The organism is Eupransor demetentiae (assembly GCF_963930865.1).
GTDB classification, from domain to species: Bacteria; Bacillota; Bacilli; order Lactobacillales; family Lactobacillaceae; genus Eupransor; species Eupransor demetentiae.
Genome location: NZ_CAWVOH010000001.1, coordinates 203,966 through 226,214 on the forward strand (window position 1 = coordinate 203,966; position 22,249 = coordinate 226,214).

General features: G+C 46.8%; 23 protein-coding genes. 21 read left to right on the forward strand and 2 right to left on the reverse strand.

What is annotated here, in order from left to right:
• The first annotated feature begins 97 nt into the window (after window positions 1-97).
• From ABSY64_RS01065 to ABSY64_RS01150, 18 genes are all read left to right on the forward strand, one after another.
• Complete coding sequence (locus ABSY64_RS01065) at window positions 98-1,078, forward strand: ROK family glucokinase (RefSeq protein ID WP_349641213.1); 981 nt, start codon at window positions 98-100, stop codon at window positions 1,076-1,078.
• 119 nt (window positions 1,079-1,197) lie between these two features.
• Complete coding sequence (locus tag ABSY64_RS01070) at window positions 1,198-1,773, forward strand: GTP pyrophosphokinase (RefSeq protein WP_349641214.1); 576 nt, start codon at window positions 1,198-1,200, stop codon at window positions 1,771-1,773.
• Between the two features lie 13 nt (window positions 1,774-1,786).
• Window positions 1,787-2,578 carry an NAD kinase gene (locus tag ABSY64_RS01075; RefSeq protein ID WP_349641215.1) on the forward strand — a complete coding sequence of 264 codons (792 nt, stop codon included), beginning with the start codon at window positions 1,787-1,789 and terminating at the stop codon, window positions 2,576-2,578.
• Between the two features lie 32 nt (window positions 2,579-2,610).
• The gene (locus ABSY64_RS01080) at window positions 2,611-3,510 is read left to right on the forward strand and encodes an RluA family pseudouridine synthase (RefSeq protein WP_349641216.1); all 900 of its coding nucleotides are present in this window, start codon (window positions 2,611-2,613) and stop codon (window positions 3,508-3,510) included.
• Window positions 3,511-3,539: 29 nt separating this feature from the next.
• Window positions 3,540-4,907: a magnesium transporter gene (gene mgtE, locus ABSY64_RS01085; protein WP_349641217.1), complete on the forward strand. Its 1,368-nt coding sequence runs from the start codon at window positions 3,540-3,542 to the stop codon at window positions 4,905-4,907.
• Window positions 4,908-5,199: 292 nt separating this feature from the next.
• Complete coding sequence (locus tag ABSY64_RS01090; protein WP_349641218.1) at window positions 5,200-5,622, forward strand: hypothetical protein; 423 nt, start codon at window positions 5,200-5,202, stop codon at window positions 5,620-5,622.
• 10 nt (window positions 5,623-5,632) lie between these two features.
• Window positions 5,633-6,499, forward strand: a complete 867-nt coding sequence (locus ABSY64_RS01095) for a GH25 family lysozyme (protein WP_349641219.1) — start codon at window positions 5,633-5,635, stop codon at window positions 6,497-6,499.
• A 158-nt stretch (window positions 6,500-6,657) separates the two neighbouring features.
• Window positions 6,658-7,653 carry an ABC transporter ATP-binding protein gene (locus tag ABSY64_RS01100; RefSeq protein ID WP_349641220.1) on the forward strand — a complete coding sequence of 332 codons (996 nt, stop codon included), beginning with the start codon at window positions 6,658-6,660 and terminating at the stop codon, window positions 7,651-7,653.
• Window positions 7,650-8,480, forward strand: coding sequence for an ABC transporter permease (locus ABSY64_RS01105; RefSeq protein WP_349641221.1), 831 nt, complete (start codon window positions 7,650-7,652; stop codon window positions 8,478-8,480). Before ABSY64_RS01100 ends, ABSY64_RS01105 begins: the two co-directional genes overlap by 4 nt.
• A gap of 23 nt (window positions 8,481-8,503) precedes the next feature.
• On the forward strand, window positions 8,504-9,532 hold the full coding sequence (locus ABSY64_RS01110; protein ID WP_349641222.1) for a glycosyltransferase family 2 protein: 1,029 nt from the start codon (window positions 8,504-8,506) through the stop codon (window positions 9,530-9,532).
• A gap of 37 nt (window positions 9,533-9,569) precedes the next feature.
• On the forward strand, window positions 9,570-10,196 hold the full coding sequence (locus ABSY64_RS01115; RefSeq protein ID WP_349641223.1) for a sugar transferase: 627 nt from the start codon (window positions 9,570-9,572) through the stop codon (window positions 10,194-10,196).
• Entirely contained in the window at window positions 10,196-10,978 is a 783-nt protein-coding gene (locus ABSY64_RS01120) for a DUF4422 domain-containing protein (RefSeq protein WP_349641224.1), read from the forward strand. Before ABSY64_RS01115 ends, ABSY64_RS01120 begins: the two co-directional genes overlap by 1 nt.
• A gap of 1 nt (window position 10,979) precedes the next feature.
• Window positions 10,980-12,167, forward strand: coding sequence for a UDP-galactopyranose mutase (glf, locus tag ABSY64_RS01125; RefSeq protein ID WP_349641225.1), 1,188 nt, complete (start codon window positions 10,980-10,982; stop codon window positions 12,165-12,167).
• Window positions 12,168-12,245: 78 nt separating this feature from the next.
• Entirely contained in the window at window positions 12,246-13,202 is a 957-nt protein-coding gene (locus tag ABSY64_RS01130) for a glycosyltransferase family 2 protein (RefSeq protein WP_349641226.1), read from the forward strand.
• Window positions 13,192-14,931, forward strand: a complete 1,740-nt coding sequence (locus tag ABSY64_RS01135; RefSeq protein WP_349641227.1) for a DUF6020 family protein — start codon at window positions 13,192-13,194, stop codon at window positions 14,929-14,931. Before ABSY64_RS01130 ends, ABSY64_RS01135 begins: the two co-directional genes overlap by 11 nt.
• 22 nt (window positions 14,932-14,953) lie before the next feature.
• Window positions 14,954-16,687, forward strand: a complete 1,734-nt coding sequence (locus tag ABSY64_RS01140; protein ID WP_349641228.1) for a DUF6020 family protein — start codon at window positions 14,954-14,956, stop codon at window positions 16,685-16,687.
• A gap of 77 nt (window positions 16,688-16,764) precedes the next feature.
• Window positions 16,765-17,703: a glycosyltransferase family 2 protein gene (locus ABSY64_RS01145; protein ID WP_349641229.1), complete on the forward strand. Its 939-nt coding sequence runs from the start codon at window positions 16,765-16,767 to the stop codon at window positions 17,701-17,703.
• 5 nt (window positions 17,704-17,708) lie between these two features.
• Window positions 17,709-18,122 (forward strand): GtrA family protein, encoded by a 414-nt coding sequence (locus ABSY64_RS01150; protein WP_349641230.1) that lies wholly within the window; start codon window positions 17,709-17,711, stop codon window positions 18,120-18,122.
• 52 nt (window positions 18,123-18,174) lie between these two features.
• On the opposite strand, the gene rpsT is transcribed toward ABSY64_RS01150, so the two are convergent.
• Both rpsT and rpsO read right to left on the reverse strand, forming a co-directional pair.
• Complete coding sequence (gene rpsT / locus ABSY64_RS01155; RefSeq protein ID WP_349641231.1) at window positions 18,175-18,429, reverse strand: 30S ribosomal protein S20; 255 nt, start codon at window positions 18,427-18,429, stop codon at window positions 18,175-18,177.
• A gap of 49 nt (window positions 18,430-18,478) precedes the next feature.
• Entirely contained in the window at window positions 18,479-18,748 is a 270-nt protein-coding gene (rpsO, locus tag ABSY64_RS01160) for a 30S ribosomal protein S15 (RefSeq protein WP_349641232.1), read from the reverse strand.
• A gap of 229 nt (window positions 18,749-18,977) precedes the next feature.
• Here rpsO and gatC point away from each other — a divergent pair, with 229 nt between their 5' ends.
• Genes gatC through gatB form a run of 3 tightly spaced genes read left to right on the forward strand, consistent with a single transcriptional unit; the run spans window position 18,978 to window position 22,207 of the window.
• A complete protein-coding gene (gene gatC, locus ABSY64_RS01165; RefSeq protein WP_349641233.1) occupies window positions 18,978-19,280 on the forward strand; it encodes an Asp-tRNA(Asn)/Glu-tRNA(Gln) amidotransferase subunit GatC in 303 nt (100 codons plus the stop codon).
• A 3-nt stretch (window positions 19,281-19,283) separates the two neighbouring features.
• Window positions 19,284-20,768 (forward strand): Asp-tRNA(Asn)/Glu-tRNA(Gln) amidotransferase subunit GatA, encoded by a 1,485-nt coding sequence (gene gatA, locus ABSY64_RS01170; RefSeq protein ID WP_349641234.1) that lies wholly within the window; start codon window positions 19,284-19,286, stop codon window positions 20,766-20,768.
• Window positions 20,768-22,207 carry an Asp-tRNA(Asn)/Glu-tRNA(Gln) amidotransferase subunit GatB gene (gatB, locus tag ABSY64_RS01175; protein ID WP_349641235.1) on the forward strand — a complete coding sequence of 480 codons (1,440 nt, stop codon included), beginning with the start codon at window positions 20,768-20,770 and terminating at the stop codon, window positions 22,205-22,207. The genes gatA and gatB overlap by 1 nt, the downstream gene beginning before the upstream one ends.
• Window positions 22,208-22,249 lie beyond the last annotated feature (42 nt).

Genomic DNA, 22,249 nt, shown 5'->3' on the forward strand with positions numbered 1-22,249 from the left:
TTGCAAAGAAAGCTCGGAATCTGTTAAAATAGCCGGGTACTAATAAAATCTAGGAGGATGCGGACCGGGGCCACAGGCGCCGACGCTATATAAAACAATGGCAAAAGATAAATTGATTGGTGTTGACCTTGGTGGTACCACCATTAAGTTTGCAATTTTAACTGACCAGGGTGAAGTTCAGCAAAAGTGGTCAATTCAAACCAATGTTTTGGATGGTGGTAAGTACATCGTTCCTGATATTATTGAATCGATTAATCACCACTTGGACCTTTACCAATTGGATCGCGAACGCGTGATTGGAATTGGTATGGGAACTCCCGGAACTGTTAACCGTGAAGCTGGAACGGTTAAGGGTGCCTACAACTTGAATTGGGCTGACGAACAAGACGTGAAGGCGCCTATTCAAGCTGGAACTGGTTTTGACTTGAAGATTGATAACGATGCCAACGTGGCGGCCCTCGGGGAAGCCTGGAAGGGTGCTGGTAACAACGACGATAACGTTTCCTTCATTACTTTGGGAACTGGTGTCGGTGGTGGTTTGGTTACCAACGGTGAGTTGGTCCACGGAATCGCTGGTGCCGGTGGTGAAGTTGGCCACATCATTGTTGAACCAAACGGTTACTTGTGTACTTGTGGTAACCGCGGTTGTTTGGAACAGTACGCTTCGGCAACTGGTGTGGTTCACTTGGCCCAAGACTTCGCCGAACAATATGCTGGTCAATCACGTTTGAACCAGATGATTGATAACGGTGACGAAGTCACTTCAAAGATCGTCTTTGATTTGGCCAAGCAGGGCGACTTCTTGGCAAACGAAACGGTTGACAAGGTTGCTTACTACCTTGGCTACGCCACTGCTGCTATTTCAAACATTTTGAACCCATCCGCCGTTGTTATTGGTGGTGGGGTGGCAGCTGCCGGTGAATTCTTGCGCGAACGCGTTGAGAAGAACTGGTCACCATTTGCCTTCCCAACTGTCCGTTCATCAACGCGCGTTAAGTTGGCCGAATTGGGTAACGACGCCGGTGTTATCGGAGCCGCATCATTGGCCCGTACCACGCCGAACAAGATGGAAATTTAATTTTTAAACAAAAAACAGCCATTTGGCTGTTTTTTTCTGACCTCAAAACGCGGCCCTTGAGATATGGTAAAATAATTACTAATGTTGTTTTCTTTTTGTAAACAGTAGGAGGTAACGGTATGGATTGGGACAAATTCTTTCTCCCATATACCCAGGCAGTGTCCGAATTACAAGTTAAATTATCATACATCAAAGAACAGTATGAAGTTGCTGGCCAAACGTCGCCAGTAGAATCCGTTACGAGTCGAGTCAAGTCACAAGCTTCAATCGAAGAAAAGATTGTGCGCCGTCACTTGCAAGAAGATCGTTTAGCCTTGGATTTGCAAGATATTGCTGGTTTACGCATTATGACCAAGTATATCGAGGATATTTATACGGTGGTGGAGTTACTGCGCAAGCGGACGGACTTCCAGATTTTGGAAGAGCGCGATTACGTCATGAACGCTAAGCCTTCGGGCTACCGCTCTTACCACATCGTGATTGAGTATCCGATTCAGTCTTTGAATGGTGAGCAAAAGATTTTGGCTGAGATTCAGGTTCGTACCATGGCCATGAATTTCTGGGCAACAATCGAGCACGACTTGCGCTACAAGCATGGTGAATTGCCGGCAGAGTTGGCGAGCCAATTAACGGATATTTCAGAACAGGCCTTTTCTTTGGAACAAGAATTAAGTGAAATCAAGGCCGAACAGTAGACGAGGTTGAGACATGAAGGTAGCCATTTACCATAACGAAACCGATTTAACCAAGCAGATTGTTAGCGAGCTGCAGGCGGAATTGAAGAAAAATAATATCCAACAAGATGACGAAAATCCTGAAGTTGTCATTTCGGTTGGTGGTGATGGCACGCTTTTGGGCGCCTTTCACCACTATATTGAATATGATGACGTCCGCTTTGTTGGTCTGCACACGGGCCATCTTGGTTTCTACACGGACTGGTTGCGTAACGAGGTACCTGAGCTGGTGGCCGGTCTATTAAAGGATGATGGTCAGCGCGTTGCTTATCCCCTTCTTAAAATGACCATGGTTAAGTCCAACGGCGATAAGGAAGAATACTTGGCCTTGAACGAAGCCACCATTAAGCAATTTGCTGGCACCTTGGTTGCGGATATTTATCTTGGTGATCGCCTCTTTGAAGGTTTCCGAGGGGATGGGGTTTCCGTAGCGACGCCAACTGGTTCAACGGCCTACAGCAAGGCCAATGGTGGGGCAGTGGTGCATCCAAGCATTCCTTCCATTCAGATGTCTGAAATTGCCTCAATCAATAATCGGGTTTTCCGTACTTTAGGCTCGCCTTTGATTGTGCCGGCTGGTCAAGTCATCACGGTTAAGCCCCGCGAAAACGAGTTCTTGGTAACCTGCGACCAAATGGTTTTGCACGCCAAGGACGTTCAGAAAGTTCATTTCCAAGTGGCGGCTAAGAAGGTTTATTTTGCCTCATACCGCCACGTTGACTTCTGGAAGCGCGTTCAAAACGCCTTTATTAGTGACGAAGACTAAGGTCTTTTTTGTCTTAAAGCGAGTAAAAATACATGCGATTTAATTGGAAATACCAGGGAGCAGAAGACCGAAAGGTTCGCTCCTTTTTACAAAGCCACGGCGTTTCACACCGGATGTTTAGCCAAATTAAGCATAACGGCGGCGCCATTTTGGTTAATGAAAAGCCCGTTTACACTTCTGACTATCTTAAAGATGGCGACGAAGTGGCCATTATCATGCCAGTCGAGCAGGGCAACGACTTGGTTGTGCCGGACTATCATGACTTAAAGATCATCTTTGAAAATCAGGATTGGTTGGCCGTGGATAAGCCCTACGGGGTCACGACCGTACCGGGACATGCCGACCGACTCCACACCCTGGTTAATCAGGTTAAGGGCCACTTGATTGAATCAGGGGCCGAAGACTTGGTTCCCCACGTGGTCACTCGGCTTGACCGGGATACTTCCGGGATTGTCTTGCTAGCAAAACACCGTTTTGCTCACGCCGTTTTAGATCAGCAGTTGCAAGATCACACGGTTGAGAAGTTCTACGTGGCCTATGTTTCTGGGATTTTACCCGAAGATCATGGCGTCATTGATGAACCCATTGGCCGCTTGGACGGCGATTTTATCAAGCGGGTGGTGCGTCCCGACGGGAAGGCTTCCAAGACGGAATACTGGGTTGAACGTCGTTATGACGAAGATCCAGAGCATTTGATGACCCGGGTTCGTGTGCAATTGCACACCGGTCGGACACATCAGATTCGCGTGCACTTCAGCCACATGGGTTACCCGCTGGTCGGGGATGACTTATACGGCGGACCACTTTGGTTTGGTTTGCAGCGACAGGCTTTGCACGCCTACCAAATGAAATTTTACGACCCCTTTGTTGAAGAGGACCGCTTCTTGAAGACCGATCTTCCCGAAGATTTGCAACGACTAAAAGATTTATAATTTCTTTTGATTGAAAGGAATATTGAACCATGGATATGGATACCGAACCGAATTTAGACGAAACTGTGCATTCGCTGACCGACTTGCTTGAGTCCGGTCAGGACGAAGAATTTATGACGGCCTTTTCAAACTTACACGAATTTGAAAAGGGGCAAGCTTATGCTGCTATGCCGGAAGGGCCTCGTGAAGTGGCCTGGCGGGTCATGGATGATGAAACTTTGGCCAGTGTCTTCGATAATTTGGAGCTAGAACCACAACAAGAAGTTGAGTTGTTAGAAGAAATGCCACCACAAAAGGGGGCCAAAATTCTGCAGCTCATGTATGCCGATAACGAAGCCGATTTGCTGCAAGCCATGTCGGCTCGCCAGGTGGCCACTTACTTGAGTTTGATGCCCCGTCAAGAGGCCGCTGAAATGCGTCGTTTGATCAATTATGAGGACCAAACGGCCGGGGCTTTGATGGCCACTGAATATTTGGCCGTCCAAACGGGCCAAACCGTTGACGAAGTCCTCAAACAGGTTAAACAGCAGGCTTCGGATGCCGAATCGATTATTTACGTTTACGTTGTCGATGCCCAGCATCACTTGGTCGGGGTTACTTCGCTACGTGATCTTCTGACACATCCGGATGAAATGAACATTGATGAAATCACCAATACCCGTGTTGTTTCAGTTAAAGCGGGCGATGATCAACATGATGTGGCTCAAATCGTGGCCGACTACAACTTTTTCTCGATTCCGGTGACTGACGATGACAATCGCTTGTTGGGTATCGTGACGGTCGATGATATCGTTGATGTGATTGATGAAGAAGCTGTCGGTGAATATTCCGGTTTGGCTGCCGTTGATGTTAGTCAAACTGATGATAGCCCTTGGCATTCCGCCTTGAAACGAGCACCTTGGTTACTAGGCTTAATGCTGTTAGGTCTCTTGACCGCTGCCGTGATTGGCCTCTTTGAAAAGGATATTTACCGGGCACCCGTCTTGGCCGTCTTCTTGACCCTCATTACTGGTACAGCGGGTAACGCGGGAACACAGTCTTTGGCTTTGGCCATCCGTGGTTTGTCCGATGGCTCTGAGAAAAACCGTTGGCGTGCTTTATTATCCGAACTTTGTGCTTCTTTGATGATTGCGGCCTTGGCCGGGCTTGTGATTGGCCTCATCATGGGTCTTTGGTTTGGCAGCGACATGATGGGACTCGCCCTTGGTTTGGCCATGGCTTTAGCAATCCTAGCCTCGAGCCTTTTGGGTTACTTTATCCCGGTTTGCTTGTCGAAGTTTGGCTTGGATCCCGCTTTTGCTAACGGACCCTTGCTGACCACTTTGTCAGATTTGTCGGCGGTCTTTATCTATTTCTGGTTGGTTCAAGAATTCTTGACCTACTTCATCGGCCGCTAATTATGCACAAAATTTGAACGTTTATGACAGATGACTCGCCGCCTTTTTTTGCATCCTGTAACATGAGGGAATGTTGAGAAGGGAGGAGCAAAATGTCAGGTTCAAATCAATCTTTTACCCAATTACTCTGCCTATTAATGGCGCATGATCTTTATTTCGATTTGGAAGATGTCCTTTCGCTTAGTCCGCAAACTTAAAATTAAGGATGACTATTTGCAAAAAAGCGAGTAGAATAACATGTATCCGTGTCAATCGGAATATATCGATACCTTAGTATCCAGAAAGGAAAGATATGAAAAAAGTTATTACAGGACTCGTAGCTGCTGCATTGATTGGTGTTGGTGGAACTGCTGGTTACACTTACCTTAACTCAAGCTCTGTGCACGATGATCAAACAAGTCACAAGAGCAGCAAGAGCGCTTCATCAAGCTCAGTTGCAAAGTCCCAAGTTTCAACAAATAGTCAAGACAGTAACGAAATTAAGCAACCCACGACTGGTTCAAACTCCCAAGCAAGTGATTCTTATGATCCAAATAAGACCTGGTCTGGTACTGAAATTTCAATGTCAATGATTGACCAAACCCGTACAGCACTTAGTCAAGCTGGTTTGCCTGCCGACAACTACGGTAACGCTGATATTAAGCGTATGATTGCCGAAGCTTCTCAGCAGAACACTTCAGTAGTTGACTATGCCAAAAGCAATTATCATTCATGAGGTATAAGCAATGAAGATTAAAACGATTCTCTTAACTTGTGCGTCAGTCGTAGCCCTTGGTGGGGTTGCTGCTGCGCAAAACACAACCACGGCTTCAGCCGATGGTATTCCAGTTGTTGTAGCTGGAACGCCTGGCTTGCCTAATATGGATGTGGTTGACATTTCATCGTACAACGGTGTTTTGTCAGTTTCTGATTTCCAAAAGATGCGTCAAGCCGGTGTTACTGGTATCGTCATCAAAATCACGGAATACACCACTTACAAGAACCCATATGCAGAACAGCAAATTCAAAACGCTCAAGCAGCCGGTATGAAGGTTGGCGTATACCACTATTCTTGGTATACCACGCCTGCTGAAGCCCGCGCCGAAGCTGATTACTTTGCTAACTATGCCGCTCAACTTGGTTTGCCAGCATCAACTTTGATGGTTGATGATTTGGAAGACGCAACCACTAAGACTGCTAACGTTTCTCAAAACGCGGCTGCCTTTAACGACGAATTGAAGGCCGATGGCTTCTACAACACTGGTTTGTACACGTATACTTCATACGTTAACCAAACTGGTTTGGACATGAGCTACATCGGTAACGACCGTGTTTGGATGGCTCAGTTCCCTTACGAACCAAGTTCATCAAACTTGAAGAACACGCAGTTCGCAATGTGGCAGTGGTCAAGCCGTGCTACTTTCCCTGGCGTTTCCGGTGAATTCGATGTTTCAACGGATTACAACGCTTTGGCTGGTACGCACGCATCTAGCCGTATCAACAGTGATGGAACTTCTAACGCTGTGAATACGACAACAACGGCTAACCCAAATGCTAACGCATCACAGATGGTTAACACTGACCTCTTTAGCCAAATTTTGAACAGTAAGTAATTTTTTTTGAAAGACTAGCGCAAGCTAGTCTTTTTCTTTTGTCATTATTTTGTCATGAAGATTTAAGGGAGCTGATTGGAAAAGAAAGGGAGTGAATATGTTAAAATAATAAGTACTGTGGCTCTTTTCGGTCACATGATCAATTTTTAGGATCTATCATGACAAAGCAAACGCAAACTGATGACTTGATGGTGCGCGCTGAAAGCATTACGAAGAACTTTCAGCTCTATGCCAACCAATCTGAAAAATTAAAATCAACCTTCATGGGGAACCAGTCGGAGACCAATTTTTGGGCACTGCGTGGATTGACTTTCGATGTCAATGTTGGGGATGTGGTCGGCATTGTTGGAACCAACGGTTCTGGAAAGTCGACCCTTTTGAACATCCTTTCTGGCGTGATTCCACAAACTTCGGGTAGTTTGGAATTGAACGGTTCCATTGGTGTTGTGGCGATTAACGAAGGCTTGAACTGGGAATTAACTGGCCGGGAAAACATCCGGATTAAGCAGTTGATGATGGGGAAGAGCAATAAAGAAATCACGGCTGCCATGCCCGATATCATTGAATTTTCCGAATTAGGGGAATTTATTGATCAACCCGTTAAGGATTATTCCAATGGAATGCGTGCCAAGCTTGGTTTCTCCATCGTGACCCACAACAACCCGGACATTCTCATCATCGATGAAGCCTTGTCGGTTGGGGATAGTAACTTTTCTCAAAAGGCCTTGGGTAAGATCAAGGAGTTTATTAAGGAAGGCAAGACCATCTTCTTTGTTTCCCACGACCTTAACCAGGTCCGTGAATTCACCAACAAGGTGATGTGGATCCAGTACGGCGAAATGCGTGACTTCGGTCCGACCAAAAAGGTCGCCGATGAATACGAAAAGTTCGTCCAAGACCTCGATCATATGAGCGAAGAAAAGCGCGATCACTACGTTGAGGACCAAAAGCACTTGCAGCGGATTTTCACCTTGGAACAGTTACAGGACCGCTTAGTTCGCGCTGGCTTGCCCCTTGACCGTGCCCGTGCCATTGTGACTGTCCGCTCGTTTGAAGGTTTCTCGGCCTTTGCGCTTTATACGGCCTTGGCCATCATCCTTGGTTTGATGGCCATCGTGATTTACTTCTACTTGGCAAAGGAGCAGCGACTATGATTACCATTGTCAAATCAATTTTTCAGCTGCTGATGGAACAGTTCCGGCACATGGGCATGGCAGTCCGCTTGGCGATTTACGACACGCGTGCCAACAACGCTCACAAGTATTTGGGAAACCTCTGGGAAATTCTAGATCCACTTTTCCAAGTGCTGACTTATGCCGTTATCTTCGGTGGTGGCTTCCGTGCTTCTGCACCGGTGGACAACATTCCTTATTTCGTATGGATGGCCGTCGGCTTTTCGGCTTGGTACCTGGTTAACCAGGGCTTTTCTGATAGTATTCGTGCCATTCAAACTCAGATTGAATTGGTCCGTAACGTTAAGTTTCCGGTTTCCATTCTGCCAACCATCCGAATTATTCAAGTCTTTCCCGCTGTAATTTCGGTTACAGCTGTCGCGGCCATTAGTATGGCCTTGCAGGGCTTGTTCCATCCTAATTTGTATTGGCTACAAATTTTTTATTACCTACCTGCTGCCTTGATTATGTTACTTTTCTTGGGCATCTTCTCGGCAACGATTAACATTTTGATTCCTGATTATGATTTGGCGATTCGCCAAGTTCTGCGTTTACTCTTCTTTGTTTCTGGGATTTTGTTCCAGCCAGAAAAAGGGGGTAACGTCTTCAGTACTTTGATTTTTTACATTACTCGGATTAATCCCTTCTACTACATTGTCAATGGTTGGCGTGAAACCTTCCTCTACAACAAGTGGTTCTGGGATTCACCTTTGATCATGGCGATGTTTTGGCTTGAAGTGGCCTTGTTTGCCTTGATCGGTACGCATTTGTACTTGAAGTTTAAGGATCAATTAATCGACTTTATTTGATTGTATTTTAGAAAGAGAGAAAAATGGCGAAGACTGTTGCAGCCGCGATTGTAACTTATAACCGCTTGGACTTATTGAAGGAGTGTTTGGCCAACGTATTGAACCAGGGCGAGTACCTAGGTCACGTAATTGTTGTTGATAACTTGTCAAACGACGGAACCAAGGAATACTTGGACTCGTTGGATGACGACCGGCTGGTGATCTACCATTCGCCAAGTAACCTTGGCGGTGCCGGTGGTTTTAACATGGCCGTTAAGCTTTTTGCTGAAAAATTGGATGACGACTATGTTTGGTTGATGGACGATGACACCATGGTTCAGGAAAATGCCTTGAAGTACTTGGTCGAATTCATGGATGAACATCCACAGACTTCTTTTGTGAACTCACAAGTGCGCTGGGGAAGTATTGATGGGAATCCATCCTGGATGAACGTCAATTCACCCCGTGCCTTTACTTGGCCTCGTTTCTTGCAAGAAGACAATCAGGCAATCGAAGTGGTGAATTCCACTTTCGTTTCGGTCATGTTCTCGCGCGACATGGTGGCCATGGTTGGTTTGCCACAAAAGGAATACTTCATTTGGGGCGATGACATTGAGTACACTAACCGGATGGCCAATGCCTATCGTGGCTACATGGTGGTTAAATCCTTGGCGGTTCACAAGTCCAAGGAAAATACTTTGCCAGGTGACATCGTTCGTGAAAGCGATGCTAAGCGTTTGTGGCGTTACCGCTATGAATTCCGAAACCGTGTTTTGACAGCGCGCCGGATCTCCAAGAAGGAACTCTTCTTTGTTCTAGCTAAGATTTACTGTCGTGATCTGGTCAAGCTTATGATCACGCCGCGTGTCGCTTACCGCTTTAAGAAAATCGGCATGGTTGGTTGGGGTGGTATTCGCGGACTCTTCTTCAATCCCAAGATTGAATACGCTGATATCCCACGCAAACCGGTTCGCTCCATCAACAAGCTCATCAAGGAAGCTCAAGCTAAGCAGCCTGGCCAAGCCTTGACCATGGCACAGGAATTAGAAATTATTGAAGACGGTCAGAAGTAATCACTTTTGCCCGTCTTAAGTGAAAGGAGGGCAGTAAATGAGGCAGCCTCGAATCTATCCCATTATCAAACGAAGCATCGATATTGTTGTGGCCTTGCTGGCGCTCATTTGCTTGTCACCGATTTACCTTGTGATTGCGATTTTGATTCAGTTGGAACGCAGTACATCGCGAATCATCTACGCTCAGAAGCGAGTTGGTTTGCACGGTAAAGTTTTCAAGATTTATAAATTTCAAACGATGCTCGATGATGCCGAAACTCGGTTAAAGGCCGACCCGGAGTTGTACGCTCTTTTCGTTGCCAACGGTTACAAGTTGCCGACGAATGAAGATCCTCGGATTACCCGTTTAGGACGGATTTTACGCAAGACTTCCTTGGACGAATTACCTCAGTTCTGGAATGTCTTGAACGGCACAATGTCCTTGATTGGACCACGGCCAGTCGTAAAGGACGAATTAAAGGAGTACGGCGACCAAGTTGACGAATTTCTTTCAGTTACGCCAGGTGTTTTTGGCCTCTGGCAGGCTTCTGGCCGTTCCAATATTCACTATCCGGAGCGAGCGCAGATTGAATTGGAATACGTTAAAAAGCAATCCTTTACCTTTGACTGCTATGTTTTCTTGATGAACATCATCAAGGTCTTTGAACAAGAGGGGGCCTTTTGATGAATAAGATTAAAATCTACGTGGCCAGTCACAAGGACTACGCCATGCCCAATGATCCGCTTTATCAGCCGATTTTGGTTGGTGCGGCCCTTCGTGACGAAGTTCCACAAGGCTTTCAAGCTGATGACCAAGGTGAGAATATCTCGGCCAAAAATCCGAATTACAACGAATTAACGGCTTTATACTGGATTTGGAAAAATGATCAGGATTCAGATGTCATCGGCTTAGACCACTACCGCCGTTATCTAGGGGCTAGGCGGGGCCATTCGCTCAACCAGCGTTTGATGGCACCTGATATCGAACGACTCTTCCAGCAAGCTGACATTATCCTTCCCAAGGCTCGTAACTACTGGATTGAAAAGCAGGGCGACCACTATCTACACGCGCACGCCGCCCAACCCTACCAGGTTTTGGAGCGGGTCTTGCAGGAAGATTTTCCGGATTATTATCCAGCCTTTGCGGAAATGGCAGCCTCAACCAAGGCCCATCTCTTTAACATGTTCATCATGCCGCGCAAGCATTTTGAAGATTACGCGGCTTTCGTCTTCGACGTGCTTTCCGCCGTTGAAAAAGAGGTCGACCTTGAACAGCTCGAAGGTCAGGAAAAGCGAGTTTTCGGTTTTCTAAGCGAACTCTTGATGGACACCTGGTTTAAAACGCGGGACCTAACGGCAGTCGAAGTGCCAGTTGTCTCCTTGGAACGGACCAATTGGCTGGACAAGGGTTATCAGTTTTTGAAGCGTAAGTTTTTACCCAATGCGAAGAAAAAGGTACATTTTTAATATGACGAAGCAATTTAACACAAAAAATTATGATTATTTGATTGTTGGGGCCGGTCCCTTTGGGATGACCTTTGCCTATGAAGCAGCCAAGCGTGGTAAGCGTTCTTTGATCGTTGAAAAGCGTAGCTTCATTGGTGGAAACACGCACACGCACACCGAAGAAGGGATTACGGTCCACGATTTTGGTGCCCATATTTTCCACACGGACAATAAGGAAGTTTGGGACTACGTCCGTCAGTTTGCAGACTTTAACGGTTTCCAAAACCAAGTTATCGCCAACTACGAGGGTACGCTGTACAACTTGCCCTTTAACATGAACACCTTCTACCAGATGTGGGGCACGAAGACCCCTGCAGAGGCGAAGGCCAAGATTGAAGAGCAAAAGGAAGCCGCACTAAAGGATTTGGGCGACCGTCAACCGCGCAACTTGGAAGAACAGGCCATTTCCCTGATTGGAACGGATATCTACCAAAAGTTGATTAAGGGTTACACGGAAAAGCAGTGGGGTCGTAAGGCCACTGAATTGCCAGCCTTTATCATTAAGCGCTTGCCCGTTCGTTTTATCTACGATAACAACTACTTTAACCACCGTTACCAGGGTATTCCTGTCGGTGGTTACACCCAGATCTTTGAAAACATGATTGACCGCTCTAATGGTTTGATTGACGTTTTGACGGATACGGACTTCTTCGACCACAAGGATACCTTCTTGGAAGAGTTCCCTCGCGTACTATACACCGGTATGATTGACCAATTCTTTGACTATAAGTTTGGTGAATTGGAATACCGTTCACTGCGTTTTGAAAGTGAAACCTTGGATACGGACAACTATCAAGGTAACGCCGTCATTAACTATACGGATGCCAAGACGCCTTACACCCGTGTCATGGAATGGCGCCACTTTGATGGCTTGGGTGATAAGGATAAGACCATTATTACCCGCGAGTATCCACAGGACTGGGATCGTAGCAAGGAAGCCTACTACCCCGTTAACAACGAAAAGAACACGGAATTGTACAAGCAATACGTGCAAGAAGCTCGTCAGAATGCACCGGAAGTCATGTTCGGTGGTCGTTTGGGTAAGTACCGCTACTTCGACATGGACCAAGTCTTTAACGACGCCTTTAACACCGTTCGCCAAGAATTCGGTGTGGCCCAGGACTTTAATTTTGCCCACGACAAAGCCTAAGAGGATCGCCTCTTTGGGCGTACATATTCATTTTTGTAAAATATAGTGCTTTGAGAGAGCTAAGCGATGGAGAGAAAAATGAAAAATTTAGCGGTTTTAATCCCAGCCTATAACGAAGAAATGACGATTGCCAAAGTGGTCAAGGATGTGCAGGGTGCGATTGCCGACATCGATGGTGCCGCAGTCTACGTCTACGATAATAATTCGGCTGATAAGACGGCTGCCTTGGCCAAAGAGGCTGGCGCCATTGTTCGCCACGAATACGCCCAGGGGAAGGGCGCCGTTATTCGCCGAATGTTTCGTGAAATCGATGCCCGGGCCTATATTATGCTGGACGCTGATGACACTTATCCAGTTGAAGCGATTCCGGAGATGTATGCTAAGGTGATGGATCGCCAAGCCGACATGGTGGTCGGCGATCGTTTGTCTTCCACTTATTTTGAGCAAAACAAGCGGCCTTTCCACAATGTTGGTAACAGCATGGTGCGGGCCATGATTAACCACCTTTTTAAGACCGATATTCGTGATATTTTGACCGGCTACCGGGCCTTTTCCTATCGTTTCGTCAAGACTTTCCCCGTTCTCTCACGAGGCTTTGAAATCGAAACTGAAATGTCGATTCATGCCACGGAAAAAAATCTCTTGGTCGACACGGTGGTCGTGAATTACCGTGACCGTCCCGATGGATCGGTTTCCAAGCTCAATACCTTTGGGGACGGCCTGAAGGTCGTGAAGACAGTGATTAATTTATACCGGGGTTACCATCCCTTTGCCTTCTACGGTAGTTTCTCGCTCCTAGCCCTTCTGGCAGCGACGATTCTATTTGTTCTGCGCGTGGGGATTCCTTATGCCCAAACCCACTTGGTTGATAACATGCCGAGTCTGGTTGTGGCGATGATTCTCTTTGTTGGCGCATTGATTGCCTTTTTCTCAGGATCGATTTTGAATGCGATTCAGACCAACGACAAGCGTAGCTTTGAGCTGGCCTTGATTCGTGCAGCAGATCGACAAAAGGATTTGGAAAATGCTGAATAATATACGTTCCTTAACGGTCTGGCAAAAGCTGGCAGTCACATTGATTGCCGTTCTGTTGGGCTTTTTTAACAGTTTTGGTCGCGCCTATCACGACATAAATGGCAGTATTTTTACAGCGGGGCAGGGGCGTTATTTCGTCTTCTGGTTCGGCTGGACGGTACTTTTCGCTTTGGCAATGCTGGTTCTTTTGGCTTATTTCAACCAACCAGTAGAGCATTTGGAACATGCGGCCCCAACACGGCTGGAAGAAATTTTGCAGCCCTTGCAGTCTCAGCGTTTTATCGCCAAGTTACTGCTGGTGGTTTGGGGCATTGCGCTTTTGCCATTTTTCCCGGTGATTTCGGGTTGGGATTTTGTTGCCCAGGTCCGCGAAATGACGACGGTCCGCACGACCTTGCCGGTTGAAAATATTTACAATATTTACCCAATTGCCCATTACTTGACCGAGCAAACGACGGGCATGTGGTCGAATCAGCACGGGGCAATTTTGACCGCGCTCTATGGCCTACCCATGAAGTATTCCTGGTTGGCTTTTCACAGCTATTTGCCAGCCTTTATACTGCTTGGCGGTCTTCACTTTGCCTTTGCTATTGCGGTTTATTCTTACAGTTTGGCCTATTTCAACCGCCAAATTTCCCAGTCCTGGATTAAAATTGCCAGTCTGCTCCTGGTTCTTTTGAATCCAGCGATCTTTATTTTTTCAACGATTTCTTTGAGTAAGAATCCACTCTTTTCGTCTTCGTCGGTCCTGGTTTTGACACTGCTTTTCCAGCTCTACCAGCAAAAAGGGCGGGTGGATGCCAAGTGGAAGTACTTGCTCTTTATTGGGGTTTTGATTGGTTGCATCGCCGTTAAATGGGCTTTGCCACTCTATGGTGTCATGGCGCTTGTTCTATTAGTTTTGTACTTTCGCGAAGCGGCTGGGTCGATTCTATTCGCTATGCTCCTTCCCGTTGTGATTTTGAAGGTGACCACCATGGCCTTGATTGGCCAGGGGATTTTGATTGCGGATGATCCTATTGAAGCCAAGGGAATTCAAACTCAGCAAATTGCTCGTTTTGTAAAATATGACCGGCAGGCTTTGACGTCGGTGCAAAGTCAGCAGTTAGATCAACTCTTTGACCTGGATAACTTGGCGCATCTATATGATCCCAATATTACTGATCCAGTGAAGTCATCCGGTTATGCCAAATTTTCCGACCCGACGGCGCTGGGATACCGCTACCAAACGGTTAACAAGAGTGACTGGCAGCCCTTCAATGGGATTTGGCTCTCACTCCTGCAAAAACGGCCGGATATATATCTGGATGCCTTTTTATCAAAACTGACCGGTTACTTTGATTTGCGCAGCATTTCGGCAAATGACATGTTCGCCACGATGGTGCCGGATGTGATTGGCAACGGCTATGGTTCCTTGCAAGCTGGTAGTTCGACCCTATACAACAACCCAGTTCGGGCCCACAGCATCAAGGCCTATAATGCCGTTTTTGATCGTCCAATTATAGGGTTCTTCCTCCATGGCAACTTCTGGATCGTGCTTTTCTTATTGGTCTTGCCCGTCTTTTTGGCAACTTGGCGACGCTTGGCTTTGGCCTTGCCCGTTCTGCTCGAGATAGCGATTGCAGCACTTTCGCCCGTCAATAATTCGGAGCGGTACGCCTTAGGCATTATCGTCATCATGCCCTTTATTCTCCTAATGGCTGCTAAATTACGGCCCAAGGAAGAATAGTCCTGCTTAATGAAAGGTTTTTATGGCTTCAAATCCTAAAAAAAGTTATTTCCGCATGAATTGGGCTAGCTTGCTAGTTGCGGCCTTTTTGGCCTCAGTAACCGTGCTTGCTTCCTTAAATCAGCAGGCTGGTTTTGCCTTTAACTGGCCTAAAAATTGGGCTGGCTTTGCCTTGAGTTTGCTCTACTTTATGATTCTGGCCTTTATTTTTTATCAGTTCATCAAATTACTGGCCTACTTCGTGGAAGGTAGGGGACATGGGGCTCACTTTGCCGCTCAGGCTAGTTTATCGAGCAAGTATCGCTACTTAATTCCAGTTGGTTTAGCCTTAGCCTGGTTACCTTACCTCTTATTGACCTGGCCCGGAGTTCTAACCTGGGATGGTGCGGATCAGTTAAATTCTTTTTTTCAAGTGGCAATGCCCGCACAAAACATCCATTTTTACGGGATTGATTATAACCAGCTTAACCAGCAGTTTTATCTGTCCAATCACCATCCTTATTTGACTTCCTTGATCTTGGGCAATCTTTTTGACTTTGGTAAGTTACTGGCGGGCACCAATGGTGGAACCGCAGCCATTGTTGGCTTTGATTATCTATTGTTGGTGACGACTTTATCACTGCTGGTATGGAAAATTGGTCGTTTTTCTCGCGGAACGGCTTGGATTACCTGGGCTTTCTTTGCCTTTTTTCCGGCATTTCCAATTATGGTAGTTAGCGTCAATAAAACGGCCTTAGCTTTGGCTGCCTTGGCCCTTTTCATCGTTGCCGCCTTGTCTTATTTCCAGCATGCAAAGGGTGTTGTTGGCTTTACTTTCTTCACATTGGCAGCAATTTTCTTGCTACTGGTGCGTAATGATTCCTTGCTGCTTCTGATTTTTTATCTACTGGCCTTACTTTGTCTGCGAATTTCAGGTTGGAAAAAGCAGTTTGCTGGCTTGATCTTAGCCCTGGCCTGCTGGGCCGCCTGGTCGAAGTTACTATTGCCTGCCGCCAGTGTCTTACCCACAGAATCAGTGGAAGTAATGGCTTTGCCTAGTCAGCAAATGGCTCGGGTTTTGAAGGAAAATCCGAGTGGAGTTTCGTATACTGAGCGGCAGGAACTAGCTAAATTCGCCGACACGAAGCTAATGAGGAATAGTTACAATCCGCTTTTTTATGATCCGGTCAAGCACAGTATTTACTATTACCCCAAGAATTTCTGGCAAAAGGGCAAGGATTACCAAAGCAATATGGACCTTGTTAAGGGAAATTACTTCAACCAGCACAAGGCGGACTACCTTAAACTCTGGTGGCAAATCGGACAAAAGAATCTCGGCCTGTATTTTGCTGCGGGCTTCAACGATGCCTACCAGTACTTCACTCCCGTCCATAATCCGGTCCAGTCTGATCTTGCGCTGGTAGGAGGCTTAGTTCCTTACGAAAACACGACCCTCTTCAAGGGTTACTCGGCCCGACACAGCAAGCAGGCACAGGGCTATCAGGATAAACTCAATCGACTTTATCAGCGTACGGGTTGGAACTGGCTCTTTAAATCCGGCCTGTGGGGGCTGCTGATGCTGCTTTTGCTCGGCACTGCCATTCAGGCCCGCGCTAAATTAGCCATTCTTTTGGCCAGCCTTGGTTTAGCAGTTTTGGCCATCGCCACCATTTCACCAGTTAACGGTCTAAACCGCTACATTTATCCGCTCTACCTCCTAATTCCAGTGGTTTGGGCTGCTTTGATTGATAATCGTTTTAAAAACTCGGACGAATAAGCAATATTTAACCGTCGTATAATGTTGAGCGCCTATGCTAACGGTATTGGTTATTGCTACATATAGGATGAAATCGCATGACAGTACAAACGCAAAGCCAAGCTAAAGAACGCAAAGTTGCCGCGGTAGTAGTTACCTACAACCGCCTGGCTTTACTCAAAGAATGTATTGCGCATTTGCAGCAAGAAGATTTACCGCTCAGCCACCTGATTGTGGTGGATAATGCCTCGGATGCTGATACGCAAGATTATTTGGAAAGCCTCGGTGACCAAATCGTCTACTTACGCCTACCCGAAAACATCGGCGGGGCAGGGGGCTTCAATCGTGGGGTTCGTTACTTTATCGAAGAAACTCAGGATGATTTCGTCTGGTTGATGGACGACGACACCATGGTTCAACGAGATAGCCTAACGGAACTAATCAATTTTGCCCAGCAAAAACCGGACTTCGGTTTCTTGGCAAGTGATGTTCGTTGGACGGATGGCCATCGGGCTAAGATGAATGCGCCCGCACCAATGAATCGTTTGCAAAAGGTTCCCGAAGAGGGAGCTCAGCCGGTCCAGCTGCAATCGGCTACCTTTGTGGCCATCCTCTTTCGCCGCACGGTTGTCGAAAAAATCGGCCTGCCCATCACGGACTTCTTTATTTGGGGTGACGACATTGAGTACAGCGAACGCGCCGGTCGGATTGCGCCCGGCTACTTCGTTCCTGCGGCCCGCGTCCTGCACAAAATGAAGGCCAATACTGGTTCTAGCATTTTAAAGGATGGACCCGACCGCATTCAGCGCTACTTTTACGCTTATCGGAACAAGATGTACTATCTAAAAAAGCGCGATTGGTACCGTCGTTACCGAGCGCGCTTACGGATTAGCTTGGAGTACTGGCAACTTTTCTTTTCTAAGGCGGACCACCGCGCTGAAAAGCTGGCCACCATGCGCAAGGCCATTCGTGCCGGCCGTCATTTTCATCCTAAAATCGAGTACGCCAATCATTACAATTCGAAGGACGGAAAATAAAAACAATGCAAATGCTCAAACAAAATTGGGATAAGTACCGCGAAAGTATCCTCTATCTTTTCTTTGGTGGCGCGACTTTTGTCGTTTCCATGCTAACTTATGCGCTCTTTGCGGCTGTTTGGCACTGGGGACCGACTTGGTCCTACCTGGCTTCTTGGTTTTTGGCCGTTCTTTTTGCCTACCTAACCAATCGAATCTGGGTTTTCCAGTCCCAAACCAAGCACTGGCAGGGGATTGTCATCGAAGCGGGTCAGTTTTACGCCGCTCGTATCGTCACGGGCGTCATCGGTTGGTTAATCCTGGCCTTAGGTGTTTATCTATTGCACCAAAACGATATTCTTTGGAACGGCATTCAAAATATCTTCGTCATTATTTCAAACTATGTCCTCTCGAAGCTCTTTATCTTCAAGGAGAAATAAAAGGGGACAACAAAAAAGCACTCGCAAATTGCGAGTGCTTTTTGAATTGAACTTACTTGTTCAAGTACTTAGCCAAACGTGACTTTTGACGTGAAGCCTTGTTCTTCTTGATCAAGCCCTTTGAGTAGGCGTGATCAATAGCTGAAGAAGCTTCCTTGTAAAGGTCGGCCAAGTCGGCTGAACCATTGGCTGCTGCCTTTTCGAAACGCTTAACAGTTGAACGATAAGCGCTACGAAGTGGTTCGTTGCGATCGTGTTGCTTGAGACTCAAGCGTGCACGTTGAATTGAAGATTCAATAATTGGCATATGTCTTTCTCCTTAAATTTGATACGAGGTTATTAAGTTAATCGAAAGATTAACGACGCAAACCTAAGCGCTTGATCAACTCACGGTAACGTTGGATGTCGTCGTTACGTAGGTAACGCAACAAGTTACGACGACGACCAATCTTCTTCATCAAACCACGTTGTGAGTGGAAATCATGCTTGTGAGATGCCATGTGCTTGTTCAATTCGTTGATGTCAGCAGTCAAAACTGCAACTTGAACTTCAACTGAACCAGTATCGCCTTCTTGGCGGGCATATTCCTTAATGATTTCGTTCTTACGTTCTTTTGTAAGGGCCATAATCATATCCACCTTTCTAAAATGTCTCCCTGAGCTGAGTCAGACGACGGTGAGACGTCAAACTAAGACCAGGGACGGTTGTTGTAACAACAAATAAAATTATACTATCTTTTGCCCCAAAAGCCAAGGGGAGTCTAAAAGCAAATTATGGTAAAATTAACGAGTGTAAAAATTTTGAAAGGATAGCAGTTTGAGTGGCTTTTAACCGCTTAAACGAGGTGAATTTAAGATGGCTCAAAAAATTTCCAAAAGCGAAGTTGCTCACGTAGCCAGTCTAGCCAAACTAGAACTAAGTGAGGACGAACTTAACCGTTTCACGGATCAACTCGGACAGATTCTTGATCTCTGTGACACGATGGCCGAGGTGGACACCAATAATGTGGAACCAACCTTCTCAGTCACGCCCAATGTCAACCATTTGCGTGCTGATAAAGCCGAAAACTGGGATCAAAGTAAGGCCTTGTTGGCCAATGCGCCACAAGAAGCTGCTGACCTGATTAAGGTGCCAGCCATCTTGAAGGGAGAAGAGTAAAACATGACATTTAACTATTTCGACCATGATTTGAGCTCTTTGCATGAGCAGTTAAAGGGTGGCCAAATTAGCGCTGAAGAGTTGACCAAGGCTAGCTTGGACAACATCAAGCAAACTGATGGCGACTTGCAAGCCTTTCTCCGCACGACGGATGATCAAGCTTTGCAAGCCGCCAAGTCGATTGACCAAGCCGGTGATTTCAACGATGTGCTTGCCGGAATCCCAATGGGCTTGAAGGACAACATTTCGACGGAAGGCCAGGAAACTACTGGTGCTTCACATATTTTGGAAGGCTTTAAGCCGGTCTATAACGCTACGGTGGTTAAGAAGCTGCAGGATGCCAAGGCCATTTCGCTGGGAAAGCTGAACATGGATGAATTTGCCATGGGTGGTTCAACCGAAACTTCTTACTACAAGAAAACCACGAACGCTTGGGACCACAACAAGGTGCCTGGTGGTTCATCAGGTGGATCAGGGGCAGCGGTTGCTGCCGGACAAGTGCCTTACGCTCTGGGTTCTGATACGGGTGGCTCCATTCGCCAACCGGCAGCCTTTAACGGAATTGTTGGTTTGAAGCCGACCTATGGCCGCGTTTCACGTTTTGGCCTCTTTGCCATGGCCTCTTCTTTGGATCAAATTGGTCCTTTGACCCGTTCCGTTAAGGATAACGCCTTGGTTTTGAACGCCATTGCCGGTTTTGATAAGTGGGATTCAACTTCTGTTGACACGGAAGTACCGGATTACACCAAGAACTTGGGTAAGGGTGTTAAGGGAATGAAGATTGCCGTGCCAAAGGAATACTTTGGTGAAGGAATTGACCCTGAAGTTGCCGCTAAGGTTAGGGCGGGCATCGCCCAGCTGGAAGCCTTGGGTGCCACGGTTGATGAAGTATCCTTGCCCCACACTCGCTACGGAGTGGCAGCTTACTACATCACCATGTCTTCAGAGGCATCTTCAAACTTGCAGCGTTATGACGGAATCCGCTATGGTTTCCGTGCACCTGATGCCAAGAATTTGGAAGAAGTTTATACCAAGAGCCGTTCAGAAGGCTTTGGAAACGAAGTTAAGCGCCGTATCATGTTGGGAACCTTCGCTTTGTCAGCAGGGGCCTACGATGACTTCTTTAAGAAGGCCGCTCAAATTCGAACTTTGATTATTGACGACTTTAACAAGGTCTTTGATCAGTACGACTTGATTGTCGGACCAACTACGCCAACACCTGCCTATGGTTTGGGTGAAGAAATTGGGGATCCTAAGGCCATGTACATGGGCGATGTTTTGACCATCCCCGTTAACTTGGCCGGTTTGCCCGGTTTGTCCATTAACGCTGGCTTCTCTAAGGACGGTATGCCAATCGGTTTGCAGATGATTGGAAAGGCCTTTGACGAAGCAACAATTTACCAAGCTGCACAAGCCTTTGAAGAGGCCAGTGATTTGTTGAAGCAACGTCCCGCAATTGCGGCAGCTTATCAAGGAGGTGACAAGTAATGGGAAACGGAAACTTTGAAACGACCATCGGACTTGAAGTCCACGTTGAAATGCAAACGAATTCCAAGTTGCTTTCACCTTCACCCGTCCACTACGGGGATACGCCAAACGCCAACACGAACGTGATTGACTGGGCTTATCCAGGTGTTTTGCCCGTTGCCAACAAGGGTGCCATCGAATATGGTATGCGCGTGGCCTTGGCCTTGAACGCAGAAATCTCACCTTTGATTCGCTGGGATCGTAAGAACTATTTCTATCCTGATAACCCTAAGGCTTATCAGACGACCATGTTCCACACACCACTGGGCCGCCACGGTTACTTGGACGTTAAGTTGCCAAACGGTGAAACTAAGCGTGTTGGAATCGAAGAATTGCACGTGGAAGAAGATGCCGGTAAGAACACCCACGGGGAAGACGGCTATTCTTACGTCGATTTGAACCGTCAGGGAACCCCTTTGGTCGAAATCGTCTCAAAGCCTGACTTGCATTCACCCGATGAAGCCTATGCTTATTTGGAACAGCTTCGCCAAGTAGTCCTCTTTACCGGGGTATCTGAAGCCAAGATGCAAGAAGGACAGATGCGTGCCGATGTCAACATTTCAATTCGTCCGCACGGGGCCAGCGAATACGGTACTCGTGTCGAAATGAAGAACGTTTCATCCTTCAACTATGTTCGTAACGCCTTGATTTATGAAGAAAAGCGTCAGGCGAACATCTTGCGTTCTGGTGGCACCATCCGCCAGGAAACTCGTCGTTACGACGAACCAAGCAACACCACCATGTTGATGCGTGTTAAGGAAGGGGCGGATGATTACCGTTACTTCCCTGAACCCGATTTGGCACCGATTGCCATTGACCAAAAGTGGATTGACGAAGTGGCTGCTGTTTTGCCTAAGTCAGCCGCACAACGTCAACAGAGCTATGTTGAAGAACTTGGTTTGGAACCATATGATGCCGAAGTTTTGACGCAGACGCTTGCCATGGCCGATTTCTTTGATAAGACCGTTGCAGCAGGCGGTGAAGCCAAGCGTGCCGCTAACTATTTGATTGGTGACGTGAATGCTTACATGAACAAGCACCAGGTTGAATTGCAGGAAACGCAGTTAACGCCAGAACACTTGGCCGGTATGATTAAGTTGATTGAAGATGGCACCATCTCAACCAAGCAAGCCAAGAAGGTCTTTGAAGCTATTATGGACGGTCAAGAACCAGCCGAATTTGCTAAGAAGAACGGTTTGGTTCAGATTTCTGATCCTGAAGTTTTGAAGCCTTGGATTATCGAAGTTTTGGATGCTAACCCACAGTCAATTGAAGACTTTAAGGGTGGTAAGGACCGTGCCGTTGGTTTCTTGATTGGACAACTAATGAAGAAGTCTAAGGGACAAGCCAACCCAACGGTTTTGAACCAACTTTTGATGGCAGAATTAAAGCAACGCTAAGTTGCAGTGGACCCGGAAGGGTTCGCGTACATATTTTTGAAA

Excerpts from the sequence above, each read along its gene's own strand:
- ABSY64_RS01065 (WP_349641213.1), top strand. The coding sequence starts at position 98 with ATGGCAAAAGATAAATTGATTGGTGTTGACCTTGGTGGTACCACCATT.
- ABSY64_RS01070 (WP_349641214.1), top strand. The coding sequence starts at position 1,198 with ATGGATTGGGACAAATTCTTTCTCCCATATACCCAGGCAGTGTCCGAA.
- ABSY64_RS01075 (WP_349641215.1), top strand. The coding sequence starts at position 1,787 with ATGAAGGTAGCCATTTACCATAACGAAACCGATTTAACCAAGCAGATT.
- ABSY64_RS01080 (WP_349641216.1), top strand. The coding sequence starts at position 2,611 with ATGCGATTTAATTGGAAATACCAGGGAGCAGAAGACCGAAAGGTTCGC.
- mgtE (WP_349641217.1), top strand. The coding sequence starts at position 3,540 with ATGGATATGGATACCGAACCGAATTTAGACGAAACTGTGCATTCGCTG.
- ABSY64_RS01090 (WP_349641218.1), top strand. The coding sequence starts at position 5,200 with ATGAAAAAAGTTATTACAGGACTCGTAGCTGCTGCATTGATTGGTGTT.
- ABSY64_RS01095 (WP_349641219.1), top strand. The coding sequence starts at position 5,633 with ATGAAGATTAAAACGATTCTCTTAACTTGTGCGTCAGTCGTAGCCCTT.
- ABSY64_RS01100 (WP_349641220.1), top strand. The coding sequence starts at position 6,658 with ATGACAAAGCAAACGCAAACTGATGACTTGATGGTGCGCGCTGAAAGC.
- ABSY64_RS01105 (WP_349641221.1), top strand. The coding sequence starts at position 7,650 with ATGATTACCATTGTCAAATCAATTTTTCAGCTGCTGATGGAACAGTTC.
- ABSY64_RS01110 (WP_349641222.1), top strand. The coding sequence starts at position 8,504 with ATGGCGAAGACTGTTGCAGCCGCGATTGTAACTTATAACCGCTTGGAC.
- ABSY64_RS01115 (WP_349641223.1), top strand. The coding sequence starts at position 9,570 with ATGAGGCAGCCTCGAATCTATCCCATTATCAAACGAAGCATCGATATT.
- ABSY64_RS01120 (WP_349641224.1), top strand. The coding sequence starts at position 10,196 with ATGAATAAGATTAAAATCTACGTGGCCAGTCACAAGGACTACGCCATG.
- glf (WP_349641225.1), top strand. The coding sequence starts at position 10,980 with ATGACGAAGCAATTTAACACAAAAAATTATGATTATTTGATTGTTGGG.
- ABSY64_RS01130 (WP_349641226.1), top strand. The coding sequence starts at position 12,246 with ATGAAAAATTTAGCGGTTTTAATCCCAGCCTATAACGAAGAAATGACG.
- ABSY64_RS01135 (WP_349641227.1), top strand. The coding sequence starts at position 13,192 with ATGCTGAATAATATACGTTCCTTAACGGTCTGGCAAAAGCTGGCAGTC.
- ABSY64_RS01140 (WP_349641228.1), top strand. The coding sequence starts at position 14,954 with ATGGCTTCAAATCCTAAAAAAAGTTATTTCCGCATGAATTGGGCTAGC.
- ABSY64_RS01145 (WP_349641229.1), top strand. The coding sequence starts at position 16,765 with ATGACAGTACAAACGCAAAGCCAAGCTAAAGAACGCAAAGTTGCCGCG.
- ABSY64_RS01150 (WP_349641230.1), top strand. The coding sequence starts at position 17,709 with ATGCAAATGCTCAAACAAAATTGGGATAAGTACCGCGAAAGTATCCTC.
- rpsT (WP_349641231.1), bottom strand. The coding sequence starts at position 18,429 with ATGCCAATTATTGAATCTTCAATTCAACGTGCACGCTTGAGTCTCAAG.
- rpsO (WP_349641232.1), bottom strand. The coding sequence starts at position 18,748 with ATGGCCCTTACAAAAGAACGTAAGAACGAAATCATTAAGGAATATGCC.
- gatC (WP_349641233.1), top strand. The coding sequence starts at position 18,978 with ATGGCTCAAAAAATTTCCAAAAGCGAAGTTGCTCACGTAGCCAGTCTA.
- gatA (WP_349641234.1), top strand. The coding sequence starts at position 19,284 with ATGACATTTAACTATTTCGACCATGATTTGAGCTCTTTGCATGAGCAG.
- gatB (WP_349641235.1), top strand. The coding sequence starts at position 20,768 with ATGGGAAACGGAAACTTTGAAACGACCATCGGACTTGAAGTCCACGTT.